This is a genomic window from Nocardioides sp. F233, assembly GCF_057813895.1.
In genome coordinates, this window is sequence record NZ_JBVASH010000008.1 from 26,321 (window position 1) to 47,162 (window position 20,842).

At 71.9% G+C, this 20,842-nt stretch carries 23 protein-coding genes and 1 riboswitch; of the genes, 7 read left to right on the forward strand and 16 right to left on the reverse strand.

Annotation, left to right across the window (positions count from 1 at the left end):
- Positions 1-40: 40 nt before the first annotated feature.
- The 9 genes from ACZYRU_RS24555 to ACZYRU_RS24595 all read right to left on the reverse strand — a co-directional run bounded on the left by ACZYRU_RS24555 (position 41) and on the right by ACZYRU_RS24595 (position 8,482).
- Positions 41-1,342 carry an HNH endonuclease signature motif containing protein gene (locus ACZYRU_RS24555; RefSeq protein ID WP_488959734.1) on the reverse strand — a complete coding sequence of 434 codons (1,302 nt, stop codon included), beginning with the start codon at positions 1,340-1,342 and terminating at the stop codon, positions 41-43.
- 479 nt (positions 1,343-1,821) lie between these two features.
- Complete coding sequence (gene thiC / locus ACZYRU_RS24560; protein ID WP_488959735.1) at positions 1,822-3,519, reverse strand: phosphomethylpyrimidine synthase ThiC; 1,698 nt, start codon at positions 3,517-3,519, stop codon at positions 1,822-1,824.
- Positions 3,516-4,199: a bifunctional hydroxymethylpyrimidine kinase/phosphomethylpyrimidine kinase gene (locus tag ACZYRU_RS24565; RefSeq protein WP_488959736.1), complete on the reverse strand. Its 684-nt coding sequence runs from the start codon at positions 4,197-4,199 to the stop codon at positions 3,516-3,518. Before ACZYRU_RS24565 ends, thiC begins: the two co-directional genes overlap by 4 nt.
- Positions 4,196-4,756 (reverse strand): thiamine phosphate synthase, encoded by a 561-nt coding sequence (locus ACZYRU_RS24570; protein WP_488959737.1) that lies wholly within the window; start codon positions 4,754-4,756, stop codon positions 4,196-4,198. The genes ACZYRU_RS24565 and ACZYRU_RS24570 overlap by 4 nt, the downstream gene beginning before the upstream one ends.
- On the reverse strand, positions 4,753-5,517 hold the full coding sequence (locus ACZYRU_RS24575) for a thiazole synthase (protein ID WP_488959738.1): 765 nt from the start codon (positions 5,515-5,517) through the stop codon (positions 4,753-4,755). The genes ACZYRU_RS24570 and ACZYRU_RS24575 overlap by 4 nt, the downstream gene beginning before the upstream one ends.
- A complete protein-coding gene (gene thiS, locus ACZYRU_RS24580; RefSeq protein WP_488959739.1) occupies positions 5,514-5,711 on the reverse strand; it encodes a sulfur carrier protein ThiS in 198 nt (65 codons plus the stop codon). The genes ACZYRU_RS24575 and thiS overlap by 4 nt, the downstream gene beginning before the upstream one ends.
- Positions 5,708-6,706: an FAD-dependent oxidoreductase gene (locus ACZYRU_RS24585; protein WP_488959740.1), complete on the reverse strand. Its 999-nt coding sequence runs from the start codon at positions 6,704-6,706 to the stop codon at positions 5,708-5,710. The genes thiS and ACZYRU_RS24585 overlap by 4 nt, the downstream gene beginning before the upstream one ends.
- A 10-nt stretch (positions 6,707-6,716) precedes the next feature.
- A complete protein-coding gene (gene thiE / locus ACZYRU_RS24590) occupies positions 6,717-7,307 on the reverse strand; it encodes a thiamine phosphate synthase (RefSeq protein WP_488959741.1) in 591 nt (196 codons plus the stop codon).
- Positions 7,298-7,407: riboswitch (TPP riboswitch) on the reverse strand. It overlaps the preceding gene by 10 nt.
- On the reverse strand, positions 7,373-8,482 hold the full coding sequence (locus ACZYRU_RS24595; protein ID WP_488959742.1) for an NAD(P)-binding domain-containing protein: 1,110 nt from the start codon (positions 8,480-8,482) through the stop codon (positions 7,373-7,375). Its footprint overlaps the riboswitch before it by 35 nt.
- Positions 8,483-8,661: 179 nt before the next feature.
- Here ACZYRU_RS24595 and ACZYRU_RS24600 point away from each other — a divergent pair, with 179 nt between their 5' ends.
- The 3 genes from ACZYRU_RS24600 (at position 8,662) to ACZYRU_RS24610 (ending at position 12,065) form a co-directional block, all read left to right on the forward strand.
- Positions 8,662-9,972: a choice-of-anchor P family protein gene (locus tag ACZYRU_RS24600; RefSeq protein WP_488959743.1), complete on the forward strand. Its 1,311-nt coding sequence runs from the start codon at positions 8,662-8,664 to the stop codon at positions 9,970-9,972.
- 89 nt (positions 9,973-10,061) lie between these two features.
- The gene (locus ACZYRU_RS24605) at positions 10,062-11,750 is read left to right on the forward strand and encodes a fumarate hydratase (protein ID WP_488959744.1); all 1,689 of its coding nucleotides are present in this window, start codon (positions 10,062-10,064) and stop codon (positions 11,748-11,750) included.
- Positions 11,751-11,795: 45 nt separating this feature from the next.
- Entirely contained in the window at positions 11,796-12,065 is a 270-nt protein-coding gene (locus ACZYRU_RS24610; RefSeq protein WP_488959745.1) for a TFIIB-type zinc ribbon-containing protein, read from the forward strand.
- Here ACZYRU_RS24610 and ACZYRU_RS24615 read toward each other — a convergent pair.
- Positions 12,046-12,996 (reverse strand): DUF1648 domain-containing protein, encoded by a 951-nt coding sequence (locus ACZYRU_RS24615; RefSeq protein WP_488959746.1) that lies wholly within the window; start codon positions 12,994-12,996, stop codon positions 12,046-12,048. The genes ACZYRU_RS24610 and ACZYRU_RS24615 overlap by 20 nt on opposite strands.
- Positions 12,993-13,355 (reverse strand): GntR family transcriptional regulator, encoded by a 363-nt coding sequence (locus ACZYRU_RS24620; RefSeq protein ID WP_488959747.1) that lies wholly within the window; start codon positions 13,353-13,355, stop codon positions 12,993-12,995. The genes ACZYRU_RS24615 and ACZYRU_RS24620 overlap by 4 nt, the downstream gene beginning before the upstream one ends.
- A gap of 79 nt (positions 13,356-13,434) precedes the next feature.
- Between ACZYRU_RS24620 and ACZYRU_RS24625 the strand changes: the two genes are divergently transcribed.
- Positions 13,435-14,826, forward strand: a complete 1,392-nt coding sequence (locus ACZYRU_RS24625) for a class II fumarate hydratase (RefSeq protein ID WP_488959748.1) — start codon at positions 13,435-13,437, stop codon at positions 14,824-14,826.
- 16 nt (positions 14,827-14,842) lie between these two features.
- Here the strand turns inward: ACZYRU_RS24625 and ACZYRU_RS24630 are convergent, their stop codons facing one another.
- Positions 14,843-15,154 carry a GlsB/YeaQ/YmgE family stress response membrane protein gene (locus tag ACZYRU_RS24630; protein ID WP_488959749.1) on the reverse strand — a complete coding sequence of 104 codons (312 nt, stop codon included), beginning with the start codon at positions 15,152-15,154 and terminating at the stop codon, positions 14,843-14,845.
- 167 nt (positions 15,155-15,321) lie between these two features.
- On the opposite strand from ACZYRU_RS24630, the gene ACZYRU_RS24635 reads away from it, so the two are divergent.
- Positions 15,322-15,801 (forward strand): MarR family winged helix-turn-helix transcriptional regulator, encoded by a 480-nt coding sequence (locus ACZYRU_RS24635; RefSeq protein WP_488959750.1) that lies wholly within the window; start codon positions 15,322-15,324, stop codon positions 15,799-15,801.
- Here ACZYRU_RS24635 and ACZYRU_RS24640 read toward each other — a convergent pair.
- From ACZYRU_RS24640 to ACZYRU_RS24650, 3 genes are all read right to left on the reverse strand, one after another.
- Positions 15,752-16,702, reverse strand: a complete 951-nt coding sequence (locus tag ACZYRU_RS24640) for an amino acid ABC transporter permease (RefSeq protein WP_488959751.1) — start codon at positions 16,700-16,702, stop codon at positions 15,752-15,754. The two genes, ACZYRU_RS24635 and ACZYRU_RS24640, sit on opposite strands and share 50 nt — an antisense overlap.
- Before the next feature lie 190 nt (positions 16,703-16,892).
- Positions 16,893-17,297, reverse strand: a complete 405-nt coding sequence (locus tag ACZYRU_RS24645) for a RidA family protein (protein WP_488959752.1) — start codon at positions 17,295-17,297, stop codon at positions 16,893-16,895.
- 25 nt (positions 17,298-17,322) lie between these two features.
- Positions 17,323-18,900 carry an asparaginase domain-containing protein gene (locus ACZYRU_RS24650; protein WP_488959753.1) on the reverse strand — a complete coding sequence of 526 codons (1,578 nt, stop codon included), beginning with the start codon at positions 18,898-18,900 and terminating at the stop codon, positions 17,323-17,325.
- Between the two features lie 44 nt (positions 18,901-18,944).
- Between ACZYRU_RS24650 and ACZYRU_RS24655 the strand changes: the two genes are divergently transcribed.
- Together ACZYRU_RS24655 and nthA are read left to right on the forward strand one after the other, a co-directional pair.
- Positions 18,945-19,595: an SH3-like domain-containing protein gene (locus tag ACZYRU_RS24655; protein ID WP_488959754.1), complete on the forward strand. Its 651-nt coding sequence runs from the start codon at positions 18,945-18,947 to the stop codon at positions 19,593-19,595.
- Positions 19,588-20,241 (forward strand): nitrile hydratase subunit alpha, encoded by a 654-nt coding sequence (gene nthA / locus ACZYRU_RS24660; protein WP_488959755.1) that lies wholly within the window; start codon positions 19,588-19,590, stop codon positions 20,239-20,241. Before ACZYRU_RS24655 ends, nthA begins: the two co-directional genes overlap by 8 nt.
- Positions 20,242-20,255: 14 nt before the next feature.
- Here nthA and ACZYRU_RS24665 read toward each other — a convergent pair whose 3' ends face one another.
- The gene (locus tag ACZYRU_RS24665; RefSeq protein WP_488959756.1) at positions 20,256-20,807 is read right to left on the reverse strand and encodes a hypothetical protein; all 552 of its coding nucleotides are present in this window, start codon (positions 20,805-20,807) and stop codon (positions 20,256-20,258) included.
- Positions 20,808-20,842: the final 35 nt, after the last annotated feature.

Genomic DNA, 20,842 nt, shown 5'->3' on the forward strand with positions numbered 1-20,842 from the left:
TGCAGGGTCCTGCAGGGTCCTGCGGGGTGGGGCGGGATCGCTACCGGTCGGGCGGGCTCAGGTCGCCGGTGGCGTGGATGGGGTGGGTGCCGCGGTGGTCGACGCGGAACCGGAACCCGGTGGGGCTGGTCCACAGGTAGGTCGCGGGCATCGGGATCGCGTAGTGCCAGGTCGAGTGGGTCTTGGCGCGGTGGTGGCGCCGACACAGTGGGACGAGGTTGCACGGGCAGGTCGGACCACCGTCACCGTGGGGTTGGTGGTGGTCGATGTCGCACCTGGTGGCGGGGCGGGTGCAGTGCGGGAACCGGCAGGTGTGGTCCCGCAGCTGGACCCGGGTCCTGTGGCGGTCGGGGATCTCGTAGGAGTCGACGGGGACGTGATCGGCGAGGTCGATGACCGGGCGCACGATGATGGCGGTGTCCTTCGACTGCAGCCACTCCCGGATCTGGGCGCTGGTGATAGGGCAGCGGCCCTCTTCCCACCGGCCGACCGGGTTCTGGCCGGTCAGGGTGGTGTCGGTGACGTGGACGTTCAACACCACCTTGCGGCCCGGGACGGTCGCGACGACCTCGCCGGTGTCGCGGTCGGGGATCAACAGGTCGAGTGAGAGGTCCTGGCGGGCGAGCTCGGCGGCGGCCTTGGACCGGCGTACGTCGAGGGAGGACTCGTCGCCGAGCCGGCCGAGGACCTCGGCCCGTCGGGCGACGGCCTGGTCGAGGTCGTGCCCGTCGGCCGCATCCAGGATCCCGTCGAGGTGGACCAGCCCGTGGTCGTCGACCTCCCCGATGTCGAAGTACCGCTGGTCGGCGGCGTTCTTGCGTTCGGCCTCCGCGCGTTCGGGGTCGAACCGCAGCACTGCCTCGGCGACGAGCCGCTCGAGCTGGGCCCAGCCGACACCGGAGGCGTTGAACAGCTGCTGGTCGACGAAACCCGCCGCCTCCGCGTTCAACCCGTGGGTGAGGCCTGCGATCCGCTCCGCCCGCCATGGCGCCAACCGCCCGGCGACCACAGCGTCGTAGACGTTGGGGAGCCGCCAGGCGCACTCGATCACTCGCCCGACATAGGCCTTGCCGCCATCGGGGGTGCGGCCGAGGACGGCGACGAGCTCCATCAACGCGAACTCCGACACGAGCGGGGCGCCGGGACCGGCGATCGGGATACCGGTGTCCAGGTAGCCCTCGGTGATCGTCGCGGCACCCTCAGGCGACGACACGATGTGCTCGCTGGCCCACTCCACGATCGCTGCCCATTCGCGGACCAGGGAGGCCTGTCGGCCTTCGACCTCGGCGCGCAGCCCGGACAGCAGTGCTGCTGTCGAACGGGGCCGGGTTCCGAGATCCATGACTGGATTCTCCCACCCGCCTCCGACGCAACCGAACGCCGGAAACCCGCCTGTGGACAGGGGAAACTCGATCATTGGGTGTGGAGAATCGACGTCACCCGGTGCATCTCAAGTGTCGTCGCGGGCCGTAGCCCGACCGCCGAACCCAGCCACCTACGGCCCTTCCTCGCCAGCGCCTTTCCGAACCCAACCACGACGCGACCGAAGCGTGCGGACAGTTCCGGCAGCATCTCGGGTGGTCTCGTGACGGTCGCTGCGCGACCTCCTCGACCTCCGGAGCGCCGAACCCAGCCACCTACGGCCTTTCCTCGTCAGCGCCTTCCGAACCCACCCACGACGCGACCGAAGCCAACCGACAGTTCCGGCAGCATCCCGGGTGGTCTCGTGACGGTCGCTGCGCGACCTCCTCGACCTCCGGGGTCCTGCGCGACCTCCTCGACCTCCGGGGTCCTGCGCGACCTCCTCGACCTCCGGTCGCCTCAGCCGGCGGGCGGCTCGACGTACACCGACGCTCCCAGCTCGAGGAACTCGGCCGACTTCTCCTTCATCCCGAGCACGGCGTCCTCGGTCGAGAGCTCCGACCCGAACCGCTCCCGCACGTCCTGGCTGATCCGCATCGAGCAGAACTTCGGGCCGCACATCGAGCAGAAGTGCGCGGTCTTGGCGTTCTCGGCCGGCAGCGTCTCGTCATGGAAGGACTCGGCCGTGACCGGGTCGAGGGACAGCGCGAACTGGTCGTGCCAGCGGAACTCGAAGCGGGCCTTCGACAGCGCGTCGTCCCAGTCCCGCGCACCGGGGTGGCCCTTGGCGACGTCGGCGGAGTGGGCGGCGAGCTTGTAGGTGATGACGCCGGTCTTCACGTCGTCCCGGTTGGGCAGGCCGAGGTGCTCCTTGGGCGTGACGTAGCAGAGCATGGCGGTGCCGTGCATCGCGATCGTGGCCGCACCGATGGCCGAGGTGATGTGGTCGTAGCCCGGTGCGATGTCGGTCGCCAGCGGCCCGAGCGTGTAGAACGGCGCGCCGTGGCACCACTCCTGCTGCAGCCGGACGTTCTCCTCGACCAGGTTGAGCGGCACGTGCCCGGGCCCCTCGACCATCACCTGGACGTCGTACTCCCAGGCACGCGAGGTCAACTCGGCGAGCGTGCGCAGCTCGGAGAGCTGGGCCTCGTCGTTGGCGTCGGCGGTGGCGCCCGGGCGCAGGCCGTCGCCGAGCGAGAACGAGACGTCGTACTGGCGGAAGATCTCGCACAGCTCGTCGAAGTGCGTGTAGAGGAAGTTCTCCTCGTGGTGGGCCAGGCACCAGCCGGCCATGATCGACCCGCCGCGGCTGACGATTCCCGTCACTCGCTGAGCCGTGAGCGGCACGTAGCGCAGCAGGACGCCGGCGTGGATGGTCATGTAGTCGACGCCCTGCTCGCACTGCTCGATGACGGTGTCGCGGAACACCTCCCACGACAGCTTGTCCGCCTCGCCGTTGACCTTCTCGAGTGCCTGGTAGATCGGCACGGTGCCGATCGGGACCGGCGAGTTGCGGATGATCCACTCGCGCGTGGTGTGGATGTCCTCGCCGGTGCTGAGGTCCATCACGGTGTCGGCGCCCCACGTGATCGCGTGGGTGAGCTTGTCGACCTCCTCGGCGATCGAGGACGTGACGGCGGAGTTGCCGATGTTGGCGTTGACCTTCACCAGGAACCGGCGGCCGATGATCATCGGCTCGGACTCGGGGTGGTTCACGTTGACCGGGATGATCGCGCGCCCGGCGGCGACCTCGCTGCGCACCAGCTCGACGTCGCAGCCCTCGCGGACTGCGACGTACCGCATCTCCTCGGTGACGATCCCCGCCCGCGCGTACGCCATCTGCGTGACGTTCTTCCCGCGCAGCGGGCGACGCCGTTCGCCGCGCCACTCCCCCTGGGCCGCGCCGCGGCGGACCGCCGAACGGCCGTTGTCGAGGAGCTGCGTCTCGCGGCCGTCGTACGACGACACGTCGCCACGCCCCTCGACCCAGCCCGCCCGCAGCGGCGCCAGGCCGACCTCGGGGTCCGAGCCGGGGCCCTCGGTGCAGTAGCGGTCGAAGGTCTCGCCGTTGGTCAGCGCGACCCGGGTGAAGGGGACGGCCAGGTCGCCGGCCCCGTCCGTCTTGAGGATGCGGGTGTGGGCGGGGTGGACGGTCATGCGATCTCTCCTTGCGTGGGGGCGTGGATGTGGGCGACCGGTCCGCGGCCGCGGCCGAGGGTCCAGTCGTTGCCGAGGGTCAGCTGTCCGGTGACGTACGACGCCGCGCGGGCCGCCGCCGTCGCGACGTCGGCGCCGTGGGCGAGGTGGGCGGCGAGAGCACTGCTGAACGTGCAGCCGGTGCCGTGGTCGTTGGTGGTCGCGATGGCGCCGCCGCGGGTGACGATCACGCCCGGCCCGTCGGCCAGGTCGAGCGCCCGTGCCTCCTCCTCGTTGGGGGTGGCGACGGTGGCGACGGGGAGCAGGTGCTCGCGGTAGGCCTGCCGCACGTCGTCGCCGGCCAGCACCGCGCCGGAGGTCGCCACCTGGACGGGATCGACCACCAGCAGCCGATCCGCACACCTGTCCGCGACCAGCCGGACCACCTCCGGCGTCGCCAGCATCCCGGTCTTCACCGCGACCGGGTCGAGGTCCTCGAGCACCGCGTCGAGCTGGGCGGCCACGACGTCGTACGGGACCGGGTGGACGGCCCGCACCCCGGTGGTGTCCTGGGCGGTGACCGCGGTGACGACGCACGCGCCGTGCACGCCGAGGGCCGCGAAGGTGGCGAGGTCGGCGGCGATGCCCGCGCCTCCGCTGGAGTCGGTGCCGGCGACGGTGACGACGACGGGCGGGGTCATCCGACTGCTCGCAGCAGTGCGGCGACCGTCGCCGCCGGGTCGGGCGCACGCATCACCGCACCCATCACCGCGACGCCCCACGCGCCCGCCGCCCGCGCCGCGGCAGCGTTGTCCGGCGTGATCCCGCCGAGCGCGAAGACCGGCAGCGGTGCCTGCGCGAAGGCCGATTCCGGGAGCGGCGGGCCGTGGCCGGGCTTGCTCGCCGTCGTCGCGTACGGCGACAGCGTGGCCCACCACGCGCCGTCGGCCGCGGCGCGGAGCAGGTCGGCCCGGTCGTGGCAGGAGCGTCCCCACCGGGTGGCCACCTCGGGGAGCGACGCGTCGGCCGGCAGGTGCACACCGCTGCAGCCAGGAACGGCGCGGTGGGCGGCGATCACCTCCAACCCGCAGGTCCGCGCGTGGTCGGCGATCTTGGCGCGCTCGTCGTCGGGCAGGTCCACCTCGCGCAGCAGCACGGTGGTCAGCCCGCCGTCGGCGGCCGCGGCCAGCACGTCGCGCAGCGAACGGCCGTCGGGCACCTGGATGCGGTCGGTCAGCACCACGACCCGGCGGCTCACGAGATCAGCCCCAGGACCGGGCTGGAGGCGCGGGCCTCGGTGCGGCGCGGGACCCGGCCGGCGCCGTACGCCAGGCGACCGGCCTCGACCGCCATCCGCAGCGCAGCGGCCATCGCGACCGGGTCGTCGGCCCGCGTCACCGCGGTCGCGGCGAGGACCGCGTCGCACCCGAGCTCCATGGCCAGGGCGGCGTCGCTCGCCGTACCCACGCCGGCGTCGAGGACCACGGGTACGTCGACCGCGGCGCGGACCGCGGCGATCGCATGGGGGTTGAGGACACCCAGGCCCGAGCCGATCGGCGAGCCGAGCGGCATCACCGCCGCGCACCCGGCGTCGACCAGTCGACGCGCGAGGACGGGGTCGTCGGTCGTGTAGGGCAGCACCACGAACCCGCGCCGCACCAGCTGTTCCGCGGCGTCGAGGAGCTCGATCGCGTCGGGCAGCAACGAGCGCTCGTCGCCGATCACCTCGAGCTTCACCCAGTCGGTGCCGAGCGCCTCGCGGGCCAGCTCGGCGGTCAGCACCGCCTCCCGGGCGGACAGGCAGCCGGCGGTGTTGGGCAGCAGCCGGACGCCGGCGACGCGGAGCGCCGCGAGCAGGCCGCCGTCCGCGAGGGTCGACGTACGCCGGATCGAGACCGTCACCAGTCCCGGCCGCGCGGCCTCGAGAACCGGCGCGACGAGGGAGGTCCGGGGCAGGCCGCCCGTGCCGAGGAACAGCCGCGACGACAGCTGCACGCCGGCGATCGAGAGGGTGGTCATCCGCCCTGCACCGCCGTCACGACCTCGACGACGTCACCGTCGGCCAACCGCCACGACGCCCACTCGCCGCGCGGCACGACCTCCTCGTTGACCGCGACCGCGACGCCGTGGGGGCGGGCGTCGCCGAGACGGCGCTCCAGCAGGTCGGCGACGGTCGCCGTGTCGGTGACCGTCTCCCCGTTGCAGGTGATCATCGTGCTCCTTCCATCGTGCGGCGGGGGTCGAGGACGGGGTCGACCCGTCCGGTCTGGAGGTGGTCGGCCACGAGCTGCGCGGTGAGCGGCGCCAGCAGCACGCCGTGCCGGTAGTGGCCCGCAGCGAGGACGACGCCGTCGACGCCGCTGGGACCGACGAGCGGCAGACCGTCGACGGTGGCCGGGCGGTCGCGGGCGGTGCCCTCGACGAGCTCGGCCCGGTCGAGGGCGGGCCACAGCGCCCGCGCGGCCGCCAGCAGCCGGAGCGCCCCGCCGGCGGTCACCACGGGCGGAGCCGCGTGCGCCTCCGACGTCGCGCCGAGCACCACCCGGCCGTCGCCGCGCGGCACCAGGTAGACGGCCTCGCCGCCCACCCAGCCGCGGACGGTACGACGGGGCGGGTCGTCCGAGCGCAGCCGCAGGATCTCGCCGCGGACGCCGGAGACCAGGCCGGACCAGGGTTCCGGCAGTGCTGAGCCGGTCGCCACGACGGTGACCTCGGCGTCCGGTCGCGGCGTGCCGCGCAGCACCACCCGGTCCAGCAGGGCGTCGCAGACCGCCCGCGGGTCGACGCTCGCCTCGGACGGCAGCAGCGCACCGCCGCAGATCCGGGCCAGGGCGGGCTCGGCAGACCGGACCCCGGCGCGGCCGAGCAGCTCGACCGGGTGCCCGTGCCGGTGCAGGAGCGCGGCCTGCCGCTCGACCTGCTGGAGGTCGCCGGCGTCGTACCCGACGAGGAGGGTGCCGCTGCGCCGCAGCGCCACCCCCAGACGACCGGCCAATGCCGGCCACATCGCCAGCGACGCCACGCCCAGCCGGAGTATCTCCTCCTCGCCGTGCCAGACCTCGGCCGCCGGACTGAGCATCCCCGCGGCGGCGTACGACGCCCCGCCGGCCGGCCGTCGATCGACCACGGCAACGCAGTGGCCGCGTCGTGCCAGCTCCTCGGCGACCGTCAGCCCGACGATCCCCGCGCCCAGCACGTCGACCCGCATCCCGGCCACCTCAGGCCACTGCCGCGATGAGCTCCTTCGCTGCACCCACGGGATCGGGATGTCGCCAGATCGCGCCGATCACGGCGACGCCGGTGGCTCCGGCGGCCCGGACCTCGCCCGCGGTCGCTGCGGTGATCCCGCCGATCGCGACCAGCGGCAGCACGCCGGCCGCCTCGGCGACGCCAGGAACGCCCAGCGGCAGGGGCAGACCGGCCTTCGAGGCCGATGCGAAGACCGGCCCGAAGCCGGCGTAGTCCGCGCCCGCGGTGGTCGCCGCCACGACCTCGGCCCGCGACCGGCAGGTCGCGCCGAGCACCAGGCCGGGGGCCAGCCGCCGGGCGTCGGCGACGGCGAGGTCGTCCGCCCCCAGGTGCACGCCGTCGGCGTCCGCGGCCAGCGCCACGTCGAGCCGGTCGTTGACCACGACCAGCGCGCCCGCCGGGCGCACCGCGGTCACCACGGCCCGGGTGAGCGCGACCAGCGCGCCGGTGGCCAGGGACTTGGCCCGGACCTGGAAGCCGTCCACCCCGGCGTCAGCCAGGGCAGGCAGCAGGGAGAGGTCGTCGCAATCGGAGACCAGGCAGAAAAGGTGAGGCGTCATCGTTCCGTTCCTTCGCCGGCATGATCCGGATCAGGTGTGACGGTCGGAGCGGCTCCAGCTCCCTCTCAGCCCGCTGCCGCGGACTCCCGTGGGTTGTCGCCGGCGACGTTAGCAGCATCGTGCGACGAGAGGAACCGGCGTACCGCCAATGCAGCCGCCCGCCCCGCCCGGTTGCCGCCGATCGTGCTCGCGGACGGGCCGTAGCCGACCAGCTGCACCCGCGGGTCGCGGGCGGCGGTGGTCGCGGTCTGCACGTCGGCCCCGCTCTGCAGCAGGGCGATCCCGCCGCGCTCGCTGCGCAGGTGGAGCGGCGCGAGGTGGCCGACGGCTGGCCGGAACCCCGTGGCCCACAGGATCACGTCGGCACGCTCGAAGGAGCCGTCGGCCCAGCGCACGCCGTCCGGCTCGATCCGCGCGAACATGTCGCGGCGCTGCTCGTAGACGCCGAGCCGCGCCGCCTGCTGCTCCTGCGGACGCAGCGCCAGCCCGGTGACACTGACGACGCTCGCGGGCGGCAGGCCCGCGCGGACCCGCTCCTGGACCAGGCCGATCGCGTGTCGGCCGACGTTCTCGTCGAAGTCGTCGCGCCACACCGGCGGGCGCCGGGTCACCCACAGCACGTCGGTCCGTGGCGCCAGCTCGCCGAGGAACTGGACTGCCGAGGCACCGCCACCGACCACGACCACCCGCTTGCCGCGGAAGTGCTCCGGGCCCGGGTAGTCGGCGGTGTGCAGCTGCTCGCCGAGGAAGGTCTCGGCGCCGGGGTAGGACGGCACGAACGGCTGCGTCCAGGTTCCGGTGGCGTTGACCAGGGTCCGCGTGGCCCAGGACCGCTCCCCGGCGTGGACCACCAGCAGTTCGCCGTCGTCGGTCACCCGGTCCACCCGCACCGGGCGTACGACGGGCAGCCGGTGGTCGTCCTCGTAGCGGCCGAACCACGCCGGCACCACGGCATTGGCCCGTTCCCGCGAGTGGCCGGGGGCCGGGGCGTCGGGCAGGTCGGCCACGCCGTGCACGTCGTGCATCGACAGCGAGTCCCACCGGTGCTGCCACGCGCCGCCCGGTCGCTCGTTCGCGTCGAGCACGACGTGGTCGATGCTGAGCCGGGTCAGGTGGAAGGACGCCGAGAGGCCGGCCTGGCCGGCCCCGATGACCACTGCGTCGTACACGTGCACGGCGGGCAAAACAGCCGTTCCGGCCCGGATATGCCCCGTGACGTGACATTGTGAGTGATTCTTCGTTAAAACCTCGCGCAAAACCCTGCCTCGGCTCGCTTGGCGTGCCTTGGTGATGGTTTGCTTGGGGGGATCGACACATTCATAAGCAGTCAACACACGGATGGGAATGGGGTCCCGTGAACGTGCGGAAGTTCGTCTCCTTTGTCGCCTTCACCCTGGCGGGTGCAGGTCTTGTCGCCGTTCCGGCACCCGCAGCCCAGGCTGCGGACCCGGTCTACTGGTCCTACTCGGCCAGCACCGGCGCGACGTACATCAAGGTCCTGGACGGTGTCGTCCAGTCCGACCTGACCGCCCAGTCGGGCGTCACCGGCGGCGCGAAGTCCAGCAGCTCCAAGAACAGCACCGCTGCGGTCAACGTGCTCAACCTCGCCCAGGTCGGTGCGGTGGAGACCAAGACCGACGCCGTCGTGTCGCAGGTCCTGGGGCAGCCGCAGACCACGCTGAAGTCGTGGGCGCGGGTCGCCAACGTCAGCCTGCTCGGCGGCCTGATCACCGCGGACGCGCTCGAGACCAACGTGACGACCACCGGTCGCGCCGACGGCAACGGCTCGTACACCGCCAACAGCAAGCTGGCGAACATCAAGATCGCCGGCGTCAAGCTGCCGCTGAACATCCCCAAGAACTACGCCGTCACCATCCCCGGCGTCGCCAGCGTGACCCTCAACTACACGCTGCACGGCAAGTACGACCAGCCCGAGGGCGACCTGATCGGCACCATGGGCTGGGCCGTCGGCGTCACCCTGCTGCAGCCGCTCGGCGGCTACTCGGCCGGCGTCACCCTGCTGGTCAACCCGGTCAACCAGTACCTGTCCGAGGTCGCGCCGTCCTCCGGCGCCTCCTTCGGCGGCACCGCCTACGGCTCGCGGATCCAGGCCCACGTCGGCGACGACATCACCGTGGTCAGCGACCCGACCGCCCGCGTCGGCACGCCCGTCGGCGGCAGCAACGGCCGCACGCTGACCAACTCGACCCTCTCGGTCAAGGTGCCCGGCATCCTCACCACCGGCGCGATCACCTCGACCACGACCTCGAAGAAGGACGCCTTCGGCAACGGCGAGATCACCAACACCAACCGCACCGCGGGCATCAACCTGCTCGGCGGTCTGGTGAAGGCCACGGCCGTCAAGGTCACCGCCGCCGGCAAGCTGCAGGACGGCGCCTACACCAGCACCATGAAGATGGAGCTGGTCAACCTCGTCATCGCGGGCCAGACGATCCCGATCGACGTGGCGCCCAACACCATCCTCAACATCGCCGGTCTCGGCCAGGTCGCACTCAACCTGCAGCAGACCAGCACGGCCGGTGCCTTCCAGAACGCCATCACGGCGGTCCGGGTCACGCTCGACACCGCACAGGCCGGTCTCCCGATCGGCGCGGTCATCGAGCTGGGCATGGCCTACACGGCCATCGCCCCGCCGGCTGCCTGACGCAGCACGCAGCACCGCCCGAGGGGCCGGTCCGCCAGCAGGCGGGCCGGCCCCTCGGCCGTTCCCGGACCGGGATATCCTCGGTAGCCGTGGCTGAAGCTGAGTTCCGTTACTCCGACCTCCTCCCGACCGGCAAGGACGACACTCCCTACCGGTTGATCACCAAGGAGGGCGTCGAGACCGTCGAAGGCCCCGACGGGCGCACCTTCCTCAAGGTCTCCCCCGAGGCGATCCAGCAGCTGACCGCCGAGGCGATGCACGACATCAGCCACTACCTGCGGCCCGCGCACCTCGAGCAGCTGCGCAAGATCATCGACGACCCCGAGGCCTCCGGCAACGACCGCTTCGTCGCGCTCGACCTCCTCAAGAACGTCAACATCTCCGCCGGCGGCGTGCTGCCGATGTGCCAGGACACCGGCACCGCGATCGTGATGGGCAAGAAGTCCGAGGGCGTGCTCACCGGCGCCGACGACGCCGAGTGGATCAGCAAGGGCGTCTACGACGCCTACACCAAGCTCAACCTGCGCTACAGCCAGCTCGCCCCGCTGACGACGTACGACGAGAAGAACACCGGCTCCAACCTGCCGGCCCAGATCGAGCTGTACTCCACCCCCGGCAAGGACGGGAAGCCGGAGTACAAGTTCCTCTTCATGGCCAAGGGCGGCGGCTCTGCCAACAAGTCGTTCCTGTTCCAGGAGACGAAGGCGATCCTCAACCCGAAGCGGATGCTGGAGTTCCTCGACGAGAAGATCCGCTCGCTCGGCACGGCCGCCTGCCCGCCGTACCACCTGGCGGTCGTCATCGGCGGCACCAGCGCGGAGTTCGCACTGAAGACCGCGAAGTACGCCAGCGCCCACTACCTCGACAACCTCCCCACCGAGGGCTCGATGGACGCCCACGGCTTCCGCGACCTCGAACTGGAGGAGGAGGTCTTCAAGCTGACCCAGTCCTTCGGCATCGGCGCCCAGTTCGGCGGCAAGTACTTCTGCCACGACGTGCGCGTGGTCCGTCTCCCCCGCCACGGCGCCTCGTGCCCCGTCGCGATCGCGGTCTCCTGCTCCGCCGACCGCCAGGCGCTCGGCAAGATCACGTCCGAGGGTGTCTTCCTCGAGCAGCTCGAGACCGACCCGGCGCAGTACATGCCCGACGCCGGCGTCGCCGAGGACATCTCGGGTGGCGAGGTCGTCAAGGTCGACCTCAACCAGCCGATGAGCGAGATCCTCGCCCAGCTGTCGTCGTACCCGGTCAAGACCCGGCTCTCCCTCACCGGTCCGCTGGTGGTGGCCCGCGACATCGCGCACGCCAAGATCCAGGAGCGCCTGGACGCCGGCGAGGAGATGCCCGACTACCTCAAGAACCACCCGGTCTACTACGCCGGTCCGGCCAAGACCCCCGAGGGCATGGCCTCCGGCTCCTTCGGCCCGACCACGGCCGGGCGGATGGACTCCTACGTGAAGTCCTTCCAGGCCGCCGGCGGCTCGATGGTCATGCTCGCCAAGGGCAACCGCTCCAAGCAGGTCACCGAGGCGTGCAACGAGTACGGCGGCTTCTACCTCGGCTCGATCGGCGGCCCGGCCGCGCGCCTGGCCCAGGACTGCATCAAGAGCCAGGAGGTCATCGAGTACCCCGAGCTCGGCATGGAGGCGGTCTGGAAGATCGAGGTCGAGGACTTCCCCGCCTTCATCGTGGTCGACGACAAGGGCAACGACTTCTTCACCGACCCGAGCGGCGCGGTCACCGTGCCCGTCTCCGGGATCCGGGTCCGCTCGGCGGAGTGAACCGGGGGCAGGGAACCCTGCCGCAGCACGGTCCGTTGTCGGGGTATGCGTTGCCCTGTTGACGAGTCCACGCTGGTGATGAGCGAGCGGAACGGCATCGAGATCGACTACTGCCCCCAGTGCCGGGGCGTGTGGCTCGACCGAGGTGAGCTCGACAAGATCATCGACCGCTCCGTCGGCATGCCCCCGCCGGCTGCCCCGCAGTACGACGGGTACCGCGCCCCGCAGCAGTCGTACGACGACCGCCGGCGCTACGACGACAAGCACGACAAGAAGCGCAAGCGCGAGTCCTGGCTCAGCGAGCTGTTCGACTGAGCCGCGCCACGAGCGCGTTGACGAGGTCGGCCGCCCGCTCCGGCCGGTCGACGGTCGCGGCGAACTGACGGCCGTTGCGCAGCGTGAGCACGATGCCCGGGCCTCGACGGGCGACGGCGGCCCGCCCGCGGGCGGTGAGGCGGTAGCCCCACCCGCCCCAGCGCAGCGGCTCGATCTCGGCGGCCTCGGCGGCCGAGATGTCGGACAGCGCGACCCGGATCCGCGGCCACTGGGCCGGTCCCCACGAGACCGCCATGCCGGCGTCGTCGACCCGCACCGTGACCACGTGCGTCCATGCGAGCAGGATCGCGCACAGCGCGACGACGAGCCCGGCCGGCCACATGACGAACCACAGCGGCACCGCGCCCAGCGCGAGCACCACGCCCCCGACGAGCAGTCGCCGGGACGACGCCTGTCCGACCCACACCACGCGCTCGCCCTCGGCGAGGCTCATGGTCGTCGCCGGCGGGGCGAGCTGCAGACCGGCCGCACGCTCCGCGGGCAGCAGGCGGAGCACGACGAAGGCCGCAACGAGCGGCAGCAGGGTCGCCAGGGCGACGCCCGCGAGCGGCAGGCGCACCTCTGCCGCGTGTCCGGCACCTGCGGAGGCCATCAGTGTCGCGACATAGAGCGAGGCGGGCAGGCCCGCGACCCAGGTCGCTGCCGCGGCCCCCAGCCCCGCGGGCGTCGTACGTCGGGCGGCGCGGGCGACGCAGGCGAGCGCGAGGACCGAGGCGACCACGACCACGGCCAGCACGACCGCGGTGAACGCGGCGAACCCGACGGTGCCGTCGACGTCTCCGGACAGGTCCCAGTGGGTCGGCAGCGGGTCGGGCACGTCGTCGCGCAGCAGCAGGGCGGCCGCGGCAGCCCAGACGGGTGCCTGCAGGACCACGAGGGCGGCGAGGAGCTGGCGGAGGCGGACGGTCATGGGGTGGCCTTTCGGATCTCGTCGGCGAGCTGGTCGGGGGTGAGGCCGATCCGGGCGGCGCGCTCGACGAGCGCCCGGATCTCGTCGCGCAGCGCGACGCGCTCCCGGTCGGGCTCGGCGAGGTCGCTGCGCACGTGTGCGCCGCGGCCGCGGCGCAGCTCGACGAGCCCCTCGTCGCGCAGCACGGCATAGGCACGGAGCACGGTGTGCATGTTGACGTCGAGCCCGGCCGCCAGCTCGCGCGCTGGCGGCAGCTTGTCGCCGCCGTGCAGGCTGCCGTCGATGATCGCCGCCCGCACCTGGGCGGCGATCTGCTCGGCGAGCCCGAGCGGGCTGGCGGGATCGACTCTCAGCAACATGTTTGCATCGTACTAGAACAATTCGATCAAGGCGATTCAGCCCGCGCTTCCTGCGCCGGCGCCGAGTAGCGTCGGTCACGTGAGTACTCCCAACGGCTTCCGCACCGAGCACGACTCCATGGGCGAGGTCCTCGTCCCGGCCGCCGCCCTGTGGCGGGCGCAGACCCAGCGGGCGGTCGAGAACTTCCCCATCAGCGGTACGCCGATCGAGCCGGCGCTGATCCACGCCCTGGGCCACGTCAAAGCGGCGGCGGCGCGCGCGAACCTCGCCCTGGGCGTCCTCGACCCCGAGGTGGCGACCGCGATCACGACGGCAGCGGAAGCTGTCGCCGCGGGCGGGTACGACGACCAGTTCCCGATCGACGTCTTCCAGACCGGGTCGGGCACCAGCTCCAACATGAACGCCAACGAGGTGATCGCCTCGCTGTGCGCGCGCGAGGGCGTGACCGCGCACCCCAACGACCACGTCAACGCCAGCCAGTCGAGCAACGACACGTTCCCGACGGCGATCCACGTCGCCGCCGCGCTGGCCGTCGCCGACGAGCTGGTACCGGCCCTCGAGCGGCTCACGGCCTCGCTGGCCACGAAGTCGGCGGAGTTCCACGGGCTGGTGAAGTCCGGCCGGACCCACCTGATGGACGCCACCCCCGTCACCCTCGGCCAGGAGCTGGGTGGCTACGCCGCGACGGTCCGGTACGGCGTGGAGCGGCTCGGCGGCGTACTCCCCCGGGTCCGGGAGCTTCCCCTCGGCGGCACGGCAGTCGGCACCGGCATCAACACCCCCCACGGCTTCGCCGACGCGGCGATCGAGGCGCTCAGCGTGGCGACCGGGCAGGTGTTCACCGAGGCCCGCAACCACTTCGAGGCCCAGGGCACCCGGGACTCGCTCGTCGAGCTGAGCGGCGTCCTGAAGACGATCGCGGTCGGCCTGACCAAGATCTGCAACGACCTGCGCTGGATGGGCTCCGGGCCGACCACCGGCCTCGCCGAGATCCACCTGCCCGACCTGCAGCCGGGCTCGTCGATCATGCCGGGCAAGGTGAACCCGGTGCTGCCCGAGGCGACACTGATGGTCTGCATGCAGGTGATCGGCAACGACGCCGCCGTCACCGCCGCAGGCGCCAGCGGCAGCTTCGAGCTCAACGTCGCCATGCCGGTCCTGGCCCGCAACGTGCTCGAGTCGATCCGCCTGCTCGCGAACGCCTCGGTCACGCTGGCCGAGCGCTGCATCGACGGCATCACCGCCGACGCCGACCGGATGCTGCGCTACGCCGCGTCCTCACCGTCGGTCGTCACACCGCTCAACAAGCACATCGGCTACGAGGCGGCCGCCAAGGTCGCCAAGCAGGCGCTCGCCACCGGCAGCACGATCCGGGAGACCGTGCTGGCGATGGGCTACGTCGACCGCGGCGAGCTGACCCTCGAGGAGCTGGACGCCGCCCTGGACCTGGCGTCCATGACCCACCCCTGAGGAAGGGGCCTCGACACTAGGACCGCTTGCGCCCCGTGACGCCCGCAGCGACGATCACGGCGACCGCGGCGACGACGACCTGCCACAGGTGCCGCATCCAGTCGACGCCGTTGGTCGCGTTGTCCCACGCGGCCTCGTGCCCGTCGAACGAACCGTTGTTGTGGCCCGCGACGCCCCAGTAGAGGAAGCTGCCGGCGAGCATGCCGACGATGCCGCACAGCACGGTCAGCCAGAACGGGAACTTCGTGCGGTCCCCCGGCGCCACGGCCTTGCCGATGACTCCGATGATCGCGCCACCCACGATCGTCACGATGATGGTCCACAGCATGGCGGGCTCCTCACGTCGCACGGGACACCCGCGTCCCGTCACTGAGGGCATCATGCACCCGCCGGAGCACGTGAGCGTGCACCCGCGTGCTCCGTGCGTCGGCGTGGCGCACCGGCTGGCCGTACCCTAGGGCCGTCTCCCCCAGCCCGACCCGACTCGAGGTGACCGTGAAGCGAGCAGAACCGGCGACATCGCACCCGTTCGACCTCTTCGCCAACGTCAACCACCTGCTGCGCCGAGCCCACCAGCGCGCCGAGGCGATCTTCACCGACGCGATGGCCGACCTCGACGTGACGCCGCGCCAGGCGACGCTGCTCTACGTCGTCCTGCACCACCCGGGGGCCAGCCTGGCGGAGGTGACCGAGCGTGGCGGGATCGACCGCGGTACGGCGTCCGAGATGGTGCCGCGAATGGTCCGGCGTGGGCTCATCGCCGAGAGTCGCTCCGCCAACGACGGGCGCGCCAAGGCGCTGACGATCACCGCCGAGGGAGCGGCCCTCATCGACGCGGTCGTCGAGCGCTCCGCCGGCGTTCGCGAGGCAGTGCTCTCGACGCTTCCGACCGAGTACCACGCACTGTTCGTGAAGATGTTGTCGCTCATGGTCGGGATGGAGACCGAAGTGCGGACGGGACCCGCGGACTCCTGACCGTCCGCTGCGGCGCCGTGCGGAGACGCCCGGCCCGCCGGGTGGTGGGCACACCCAGGGTGCCGCGTCCGAACCGCCGTTCGAGGCGCAGCTGCAGCAGTGTGAGCACGGTGACCAGCAGCACGTACCAGACGCAGGCCACGGTCAGCAGCGGGATCTGGAAGAAGTTGCGGGAGTAGATCAGCTGCACCGAGGTCATCAGGTCCGGCAGCCCGATGATCAGCACCACCGCGGTCATCTTCGTCATGTTGATCACCGCGTTGCCGACCGGCGGGATGATCACCCGCATCGCCTGGGGCAGGATCACCCAGTGCATCATCCGCATCCGGGACATGCCCAGGCTCTGTGATGCCTCGGTCTGTCCGCGGTCGACCGAGCCGATGCCGGCCCTGACGATCTCTGCGATGTAGGCACTCTCGCTCACCCCGAGGCCCAGCATCCCGGCCACGAACTGACCGATGAGGGTGTTGGTCTCGAGCTCGATCACCGTGGGACCGAACGGGATGTCGACGCTGACCGTGGGGAACACGGCGGCGAGGAAGAACCAGAACAGCAGCTGGACGACGACCGGCGTGGCCCGCACGAACCACACGTAGCCCGCGGCGAAGCTGGACAGCACCGGGTTGGGCGAGAGCCGCATCAGCGCGATCGTGACGCCGATGGCGATCGCCAGCCCCATCGCGGCCGCGGTCAGCTCGACCGTCAGCAGCAGTCCCCGGAGCACGGCGGGCGCAAAGAGGTAGTGGCCGACGACGTCCCAGTGCATCTTGTCGTTGCGGGCGAAGGCGAGCACGATGCGCACGGCGACGTAGCCGAGGACGAGCACCGCGACCCAGCGCCACGGGTGCCTCAGCCGGACCGGGGCCGGGAGCTCCGGCCGGTCGTCACTGTCGGCAGACACTGCCGACACCGCCGGGACCGACTCGGCTGCTGGTGCCTGATCACCCATCCCTGTCCGCCTCTTCTTCGCCCTTGGTCAGATATGACTAGTACGACATAGTTGCCGGAGGGCGTCAAGGGTTCCCCCACTCATTGCGGGAGATGGAACGAAGGACGCGCGGACAAAGCGCCGTCTACGTTGGAACTGCCCGTCAGTCGAGGACCGCCACCGCATCGATCTCGACCAGCGCACCCGGTATGCCCACCGCCGAGACGCCGATCAGGATCCCCGCCGTCGGACCGATCCCGGACACCACCGCGGCCTCGGCCACGCCGGCGAGCACCTCGTCCTCGTGCGCCGGCGTGAGGTCGACGATGTAGATGTTGAGCCGCGCGAGGTGCTCCGGTCGGCCGCCGACGGCAGCGAGTGCCAGCGCCAGGTTCTCGGCCGCGACCCGGCCCTGCGTCCGGTGGTTGCCGGCGCCCACGAGGCGCCCGTCGACATCGACGGAGATCTTGCCGGCCAGGAACGCGATCCGGCTCCCGGTCGCGACGGTGACGTGGCTGTAGCCGTTCGGCGGGGCAAGGGTCGGCGGGTTGACGTGCTCGACCGGCATGGCGGCCTCCTCGGATGGTCGGTGGTCAGTGCGTGTCGAAGATCTGCTGGAAGTCACGCAGCCGTGCCCGGGTCGCCTCACGCTCGGCGTCCGTCGGAGCGAGGGGGTCGAGCGCCGGCGGGAGCGCGCCGTGCCGGAGCAGCGCGGCAGTCAGCAGCAGCCGGGCCTTGGGGCCGGTGAGGTTGTCGCCGGCGATCGCCCAGGGGTCTCGCCGGAAGACCATCCCGGCGGGATGTCCTCGTCCGACGCGGACGACCGGGATCCCCGCGAAGGTCGCGATCTGCAGTGCCCGGTCGACCGCCGGATCCGTCGAGCCGTAGGGAACGAGACCCTCGACGACCAGTCCGGCGAGGCCGCCCCGGGCGCGAGCCTGGTCCACCCGCTGCAGCACGGCAGGATCGGGCACGGCCTCCTCGTCCGGGCCGAGCGCAGTGTCGGCGAAGTGACCGAAGGGCACCATCCAGACCGTCGGCACGGCCTCGCCCCGGAGCCGACCGTCGTCGTCGCGGGTCGTGACCGCTCCCGTCATACCGGCCACCTGGTGCGGGATCTCCCCGAGCCGCACCATCGAGGTTGCCGTGTGGCACCGCTCGGGGACGAAGGTCACGCGAGGCGACCAGTGCGCACCGAGGTCGGCGACCACGCCACCGTGCCCGCCGACGGCGACGTACCCGCCCGGACGGGCGTCGACCTTGGCCACCTCGCGGCTGGCGAACACCATCTCGTCGACCACCAGCACGGCACCGAGACGATCGACACCGTCGCCGTCCCGCCACACGCCCGAGAGGATGAAACGGACGCCGTCGAGGACGTTCTTCGCGCCGTCCTCGCCGATGGCCCGGTGGCTGCGCTGCGCTGCGTGACCGACGATGGGCAACGTGGTGTCGATGAGCAGGTTGAGCCAGTAGAGGGTCTCCTCGATGGTGGCACTGCTCTCCAGCCACTGGATGGCGTCGTACCGACCACTCGAGGCGGCCGCCTGCACCTCGTTGGTGATCCTCGCGAGCGCCGCGAGGTCGGGTTCGCGGACCAGGTGCGGCGGCTCGTAGGGGAAGTAGTCGATGCCGAGCTGCTCGGGAGGCAGGTCGGCCGTCCCGTGGGGATATCCGCCGCCCGGCGCAGTGCGGAAGAAGTCGAAGTCGGCCAACGCGGAGAGCGCGACGGGCCGCCCGTCTCCCCCCACCTCGAAACGCTCGATCTCCTCGTAGAGGCGCCGCGCATCGGGCAGGAACGTCTGGCGCGTGTCCGCCGCTGGCGCGGCTTCGGCGGACGGCCCCCACGGCTGTCCGTCCGCCCGCCGCGCGACGTACGGCAGCAGGAACAGGCCGTCGGCAGGATCGAGCTCGACCTCGAACACCGGGGTGCCGCCGCCACCCGGCTCGTCCGTGACGAACCGGCCGGCTCCGTCGAGCCAGCCGTCGGGCGGCCCGTAGAGATGGGCGGCCTGCGCCTCGAGCGGGTGCGCGGAGAACGCCTCGACGAGCACCGTGACCGGCGCCGCCAGACGCTGGGGGCGCAGCACCCGCGGGTCCGCGACAAGGGGAGGCGTGTTGGTGATCGTGGGCATCGGGCCGGTGAACACGGCGATGCGGGGCTTGGTCATGCGATCTCCTCGTCGGATCAATATACGCAGTGTACGATGCATTTGTGGACGGCGTACACGATCTCGGCGGCCTCGGTCGCTTCGGTCCGGTGCGCCACGACGGGGACGACGCGGTGGCCACCGAGCCGTGGGAGCTGCGTGCGCACGCGCTGGCCCTCCTCGCTGCCGGCGAGTCGCTGCGGCCGTGGATCGAACGCCTCCCGCCGGCCACCTACCTGTCCACGCCCTACTTCGCACGGTGGCTGCTCGCGGCCGAGAACCTGCTCGTGGAGCGCGGAACCGTGCTCCGCGAGGAGCTCGCCCAATGGCGAGCCGACCTGAGCGACGGACGCCCGGTACCGACGGCGCGGTCCGCCGAGCTGAGCCTCGCCATGACCGCCCTCATGACCTCGCCGCAGGTCCTGCCGGACCACGCGGACGCCGCCTTCCAGGTGGGAGATCGCGTGCGAGTGGTGCGCGATCGTCCCACGGTGGGCATCTCGCGCTGTCCCCGGTACGCGCGCGGAGCCGTCGGCCGGGTCGAGCGCATCTGCGGCGCAGAGCATCCCCTCGACCGGACCGACGGCAGTCCGGCCGAGACCGTCTACACCGTCGCGTTCACGTCCACGGAGCTGTGGGGCACGGGCGACGAGCCCGTGTTCACCGTGCACGTCGACCTCACCGAGCACGACCTGACAGGAGCTGGTCATGACTGAGCACGACCACCAGCACGACCACCAGCACGGGCACGACCACTACGCCAGTCCACGGTCGCGACGAGCCCGCTCCGAGTTCGAGCTGCGCACGACGGCACTCGAGGCGCTGCTCGTGGAGCGCGGCCTCGCATCGACCGATGCCATCGACAACTATGTCGAGTACGTCGAAAATCGGCTCGGCCCCCACCACGGCGCCCAGGTCGTGGCGCGGGCCTGGGTCGACCCCGAGTTCCGGTCCCGCCTGCTGGACGACGGCACCGCTGCAGCGGCCGAGCTCGGCATCAGCGGGATCGAGGGCGCCCGGGTCCGGGTGGTCGCGAACAGCGCCACCGTCCACAACCTGGTGGTCTGCACGCTCTGCTCCTGCTACCCGTGGTCGCTCCTCGGGGCGCCGCCGCTCTGGTACAAGAGCTTCGCCTACCGCTCCCGCGCAGTGGCCGAGCCGCGCGCCGTGCTGGGCGAGCTCGGCGTGGAGCTGGCCCCGGAGGTCGAGATCAAGGTCTGGGACTCGACGTCCGAGACCCGCTACCTCGTGCTCCCCGAACGGCCCACGGGCACCGAGGGCTGGACCGAGGAAGCGCTTGCCGGGCTCGTGTCGCGCGACGCGATGATCGGCGCGGGACGCGCCCTCCCCGCGTCGGCCTGAGTCGCCGATCCCCGTCAGTCCAGTGCGGGGAACAGCGGGGGGAACAGCACGTCGGTGAGCAGGTTCTCGAGCCTGACCCGGTCGACCGGGACGTCGACCAGCGGCCGCTCGCCCCGGTCGAATGCCCGTACCCCGCCCTGGGGCACCGACGGGTCGTCGGACCAGTAGGCCTCCAGGTGGTGCACGCGGCGCCAGTCGACCAGCCCGAAGAGCGGCGTTGCCCAGACCCGGTTGCCGTCATCGACCTGGAGCGCCAGGACCCGGATCGGGCCATGCGCGGGATCCGTGACGGCGTACGTCGCCGCCGTCAGCCGCGCCCGGTCGAGGTCGTCGGTGTCCGCGCGCCCGCTGCCCAGGAGGGCCGCCTCCAGGGCTGCGATCACCGACTCGAAGTAGCGTGCCGTCGGGTCCGCGGACAGCGTGGCCGCAAGGCCCGCCCGGAAGCCGTCGCCGCCCGGCACGTCCGCCGCCTCGACCCAGGCCCGGGCCAGTGCCGCCGCGCGCCCCTGCCAGGGCTCGGCGAAGACCAGCTCTGCGTCGTCCCACGAACAGACCTCGTCAGGCACGGGTGGCTCCTCTCACCCCGAGACGGGTCCACCCG

Bases quoted from the DNA above. Each gene is read 5' to 3' on its own strand.
- ACZYRU_RS24555 (WP_488959734.1), bottom strand. From the start codon at position 1,342: ATGGATCTCGGAACCCGGCCCCGTTCGACAGCAGCACTGCTGTCCGGG.
- thiC (WP_488959735.1), bottom strand. From the start codon at position 3,519: ATGACCGTCCACCCCGCCCACACCCGCATCCTCAAGACGGACGGGGCC.
- ACZYRU_RS24565 (WP_488959736.1), bottom strand. From the start codon at position 4,199: ATGACCCCGCCCGTCGTCGTCACCGTCGCCGGCACCGACTCCAGCGGA.
- ACZYRU_RS24575 (WP_488959738.1), bottom strand. From the start codon at position 5,517: ATGACCACCCTCTCGATCGCCGGCGTGCAGCTGTCGTCGCGGCTGTTC.
- thiS (WP_488959739.1), bottom strand. From the start codon at position 5,711: ATGATCACCTGCAACGGGGAGACGGTCACCGACACGGCGACCGTCGCC.
- ACZYRU_RS24585 (WP_488959740.1), bottom strand. From the start codon at position 6,706: ATGCGGGTCGACGTGCTGGGCGCGGGGATCGTCGGGCTGACGGTCGCC.
- thiE (WP_488959741.1), bottom strand. From the start codon at position 7,307: ATGACGCCTCACCTTTTCTGCCTGGTCTCCGATTGCGACGACCTCTCC.
- ACZYRU_RS24610 (WP_488959745.1), top strand. From the start codon at position 11,796: ATGCGTTGCCCTGTTGACGAGTCCACGCTGGTGATGAGCGAGCGGAAC.
- ACZYRU_RS24615 (WP_488959746.1), bottom strand. From the start codon at position 12,996: ATGACCGTCCGCCTCCGCCAGCTCCTCGCCGCCCTCGTGGTCCTGCAG.
- ACZYRU_RS24620 (WP_488959747.1), bottom strand. From the start codon at position 13,355: ATGTTGCTGAGAGTCGATCCCGCCAGCCCGCTCGGGCTCGCCGAGCAG.
- ACZYRU_RS24630 (WP_488959749.1), bottom strand. From the start codon at position 15,154: ATGCTGTGGACCATCATCGTGACGATCGTGGGTGGCGCGATCATCGGA.
- ACZYRU_RS24645 (WP_488959752.1), bottom strand. From the start codon at position 17,297: ATGCCGGTCGAGCACGTCAACCCGCCGACCCTTGCCCCGCCGAACGGC.
- ACZYRU_RS24650 (WP_488959753.1), bottom strand. From the start codon at position 18,900: ATGACCAAGCCCCGCATCGCCGTGTTCACCGGCCCGATGCCCACGATC.
- nthA (WP_488959755.1), top strand. From the start codon at position 19,588: ATGACTGAGCACGACCACCAGCACGACCACCAGCACGGGCACGACCAC.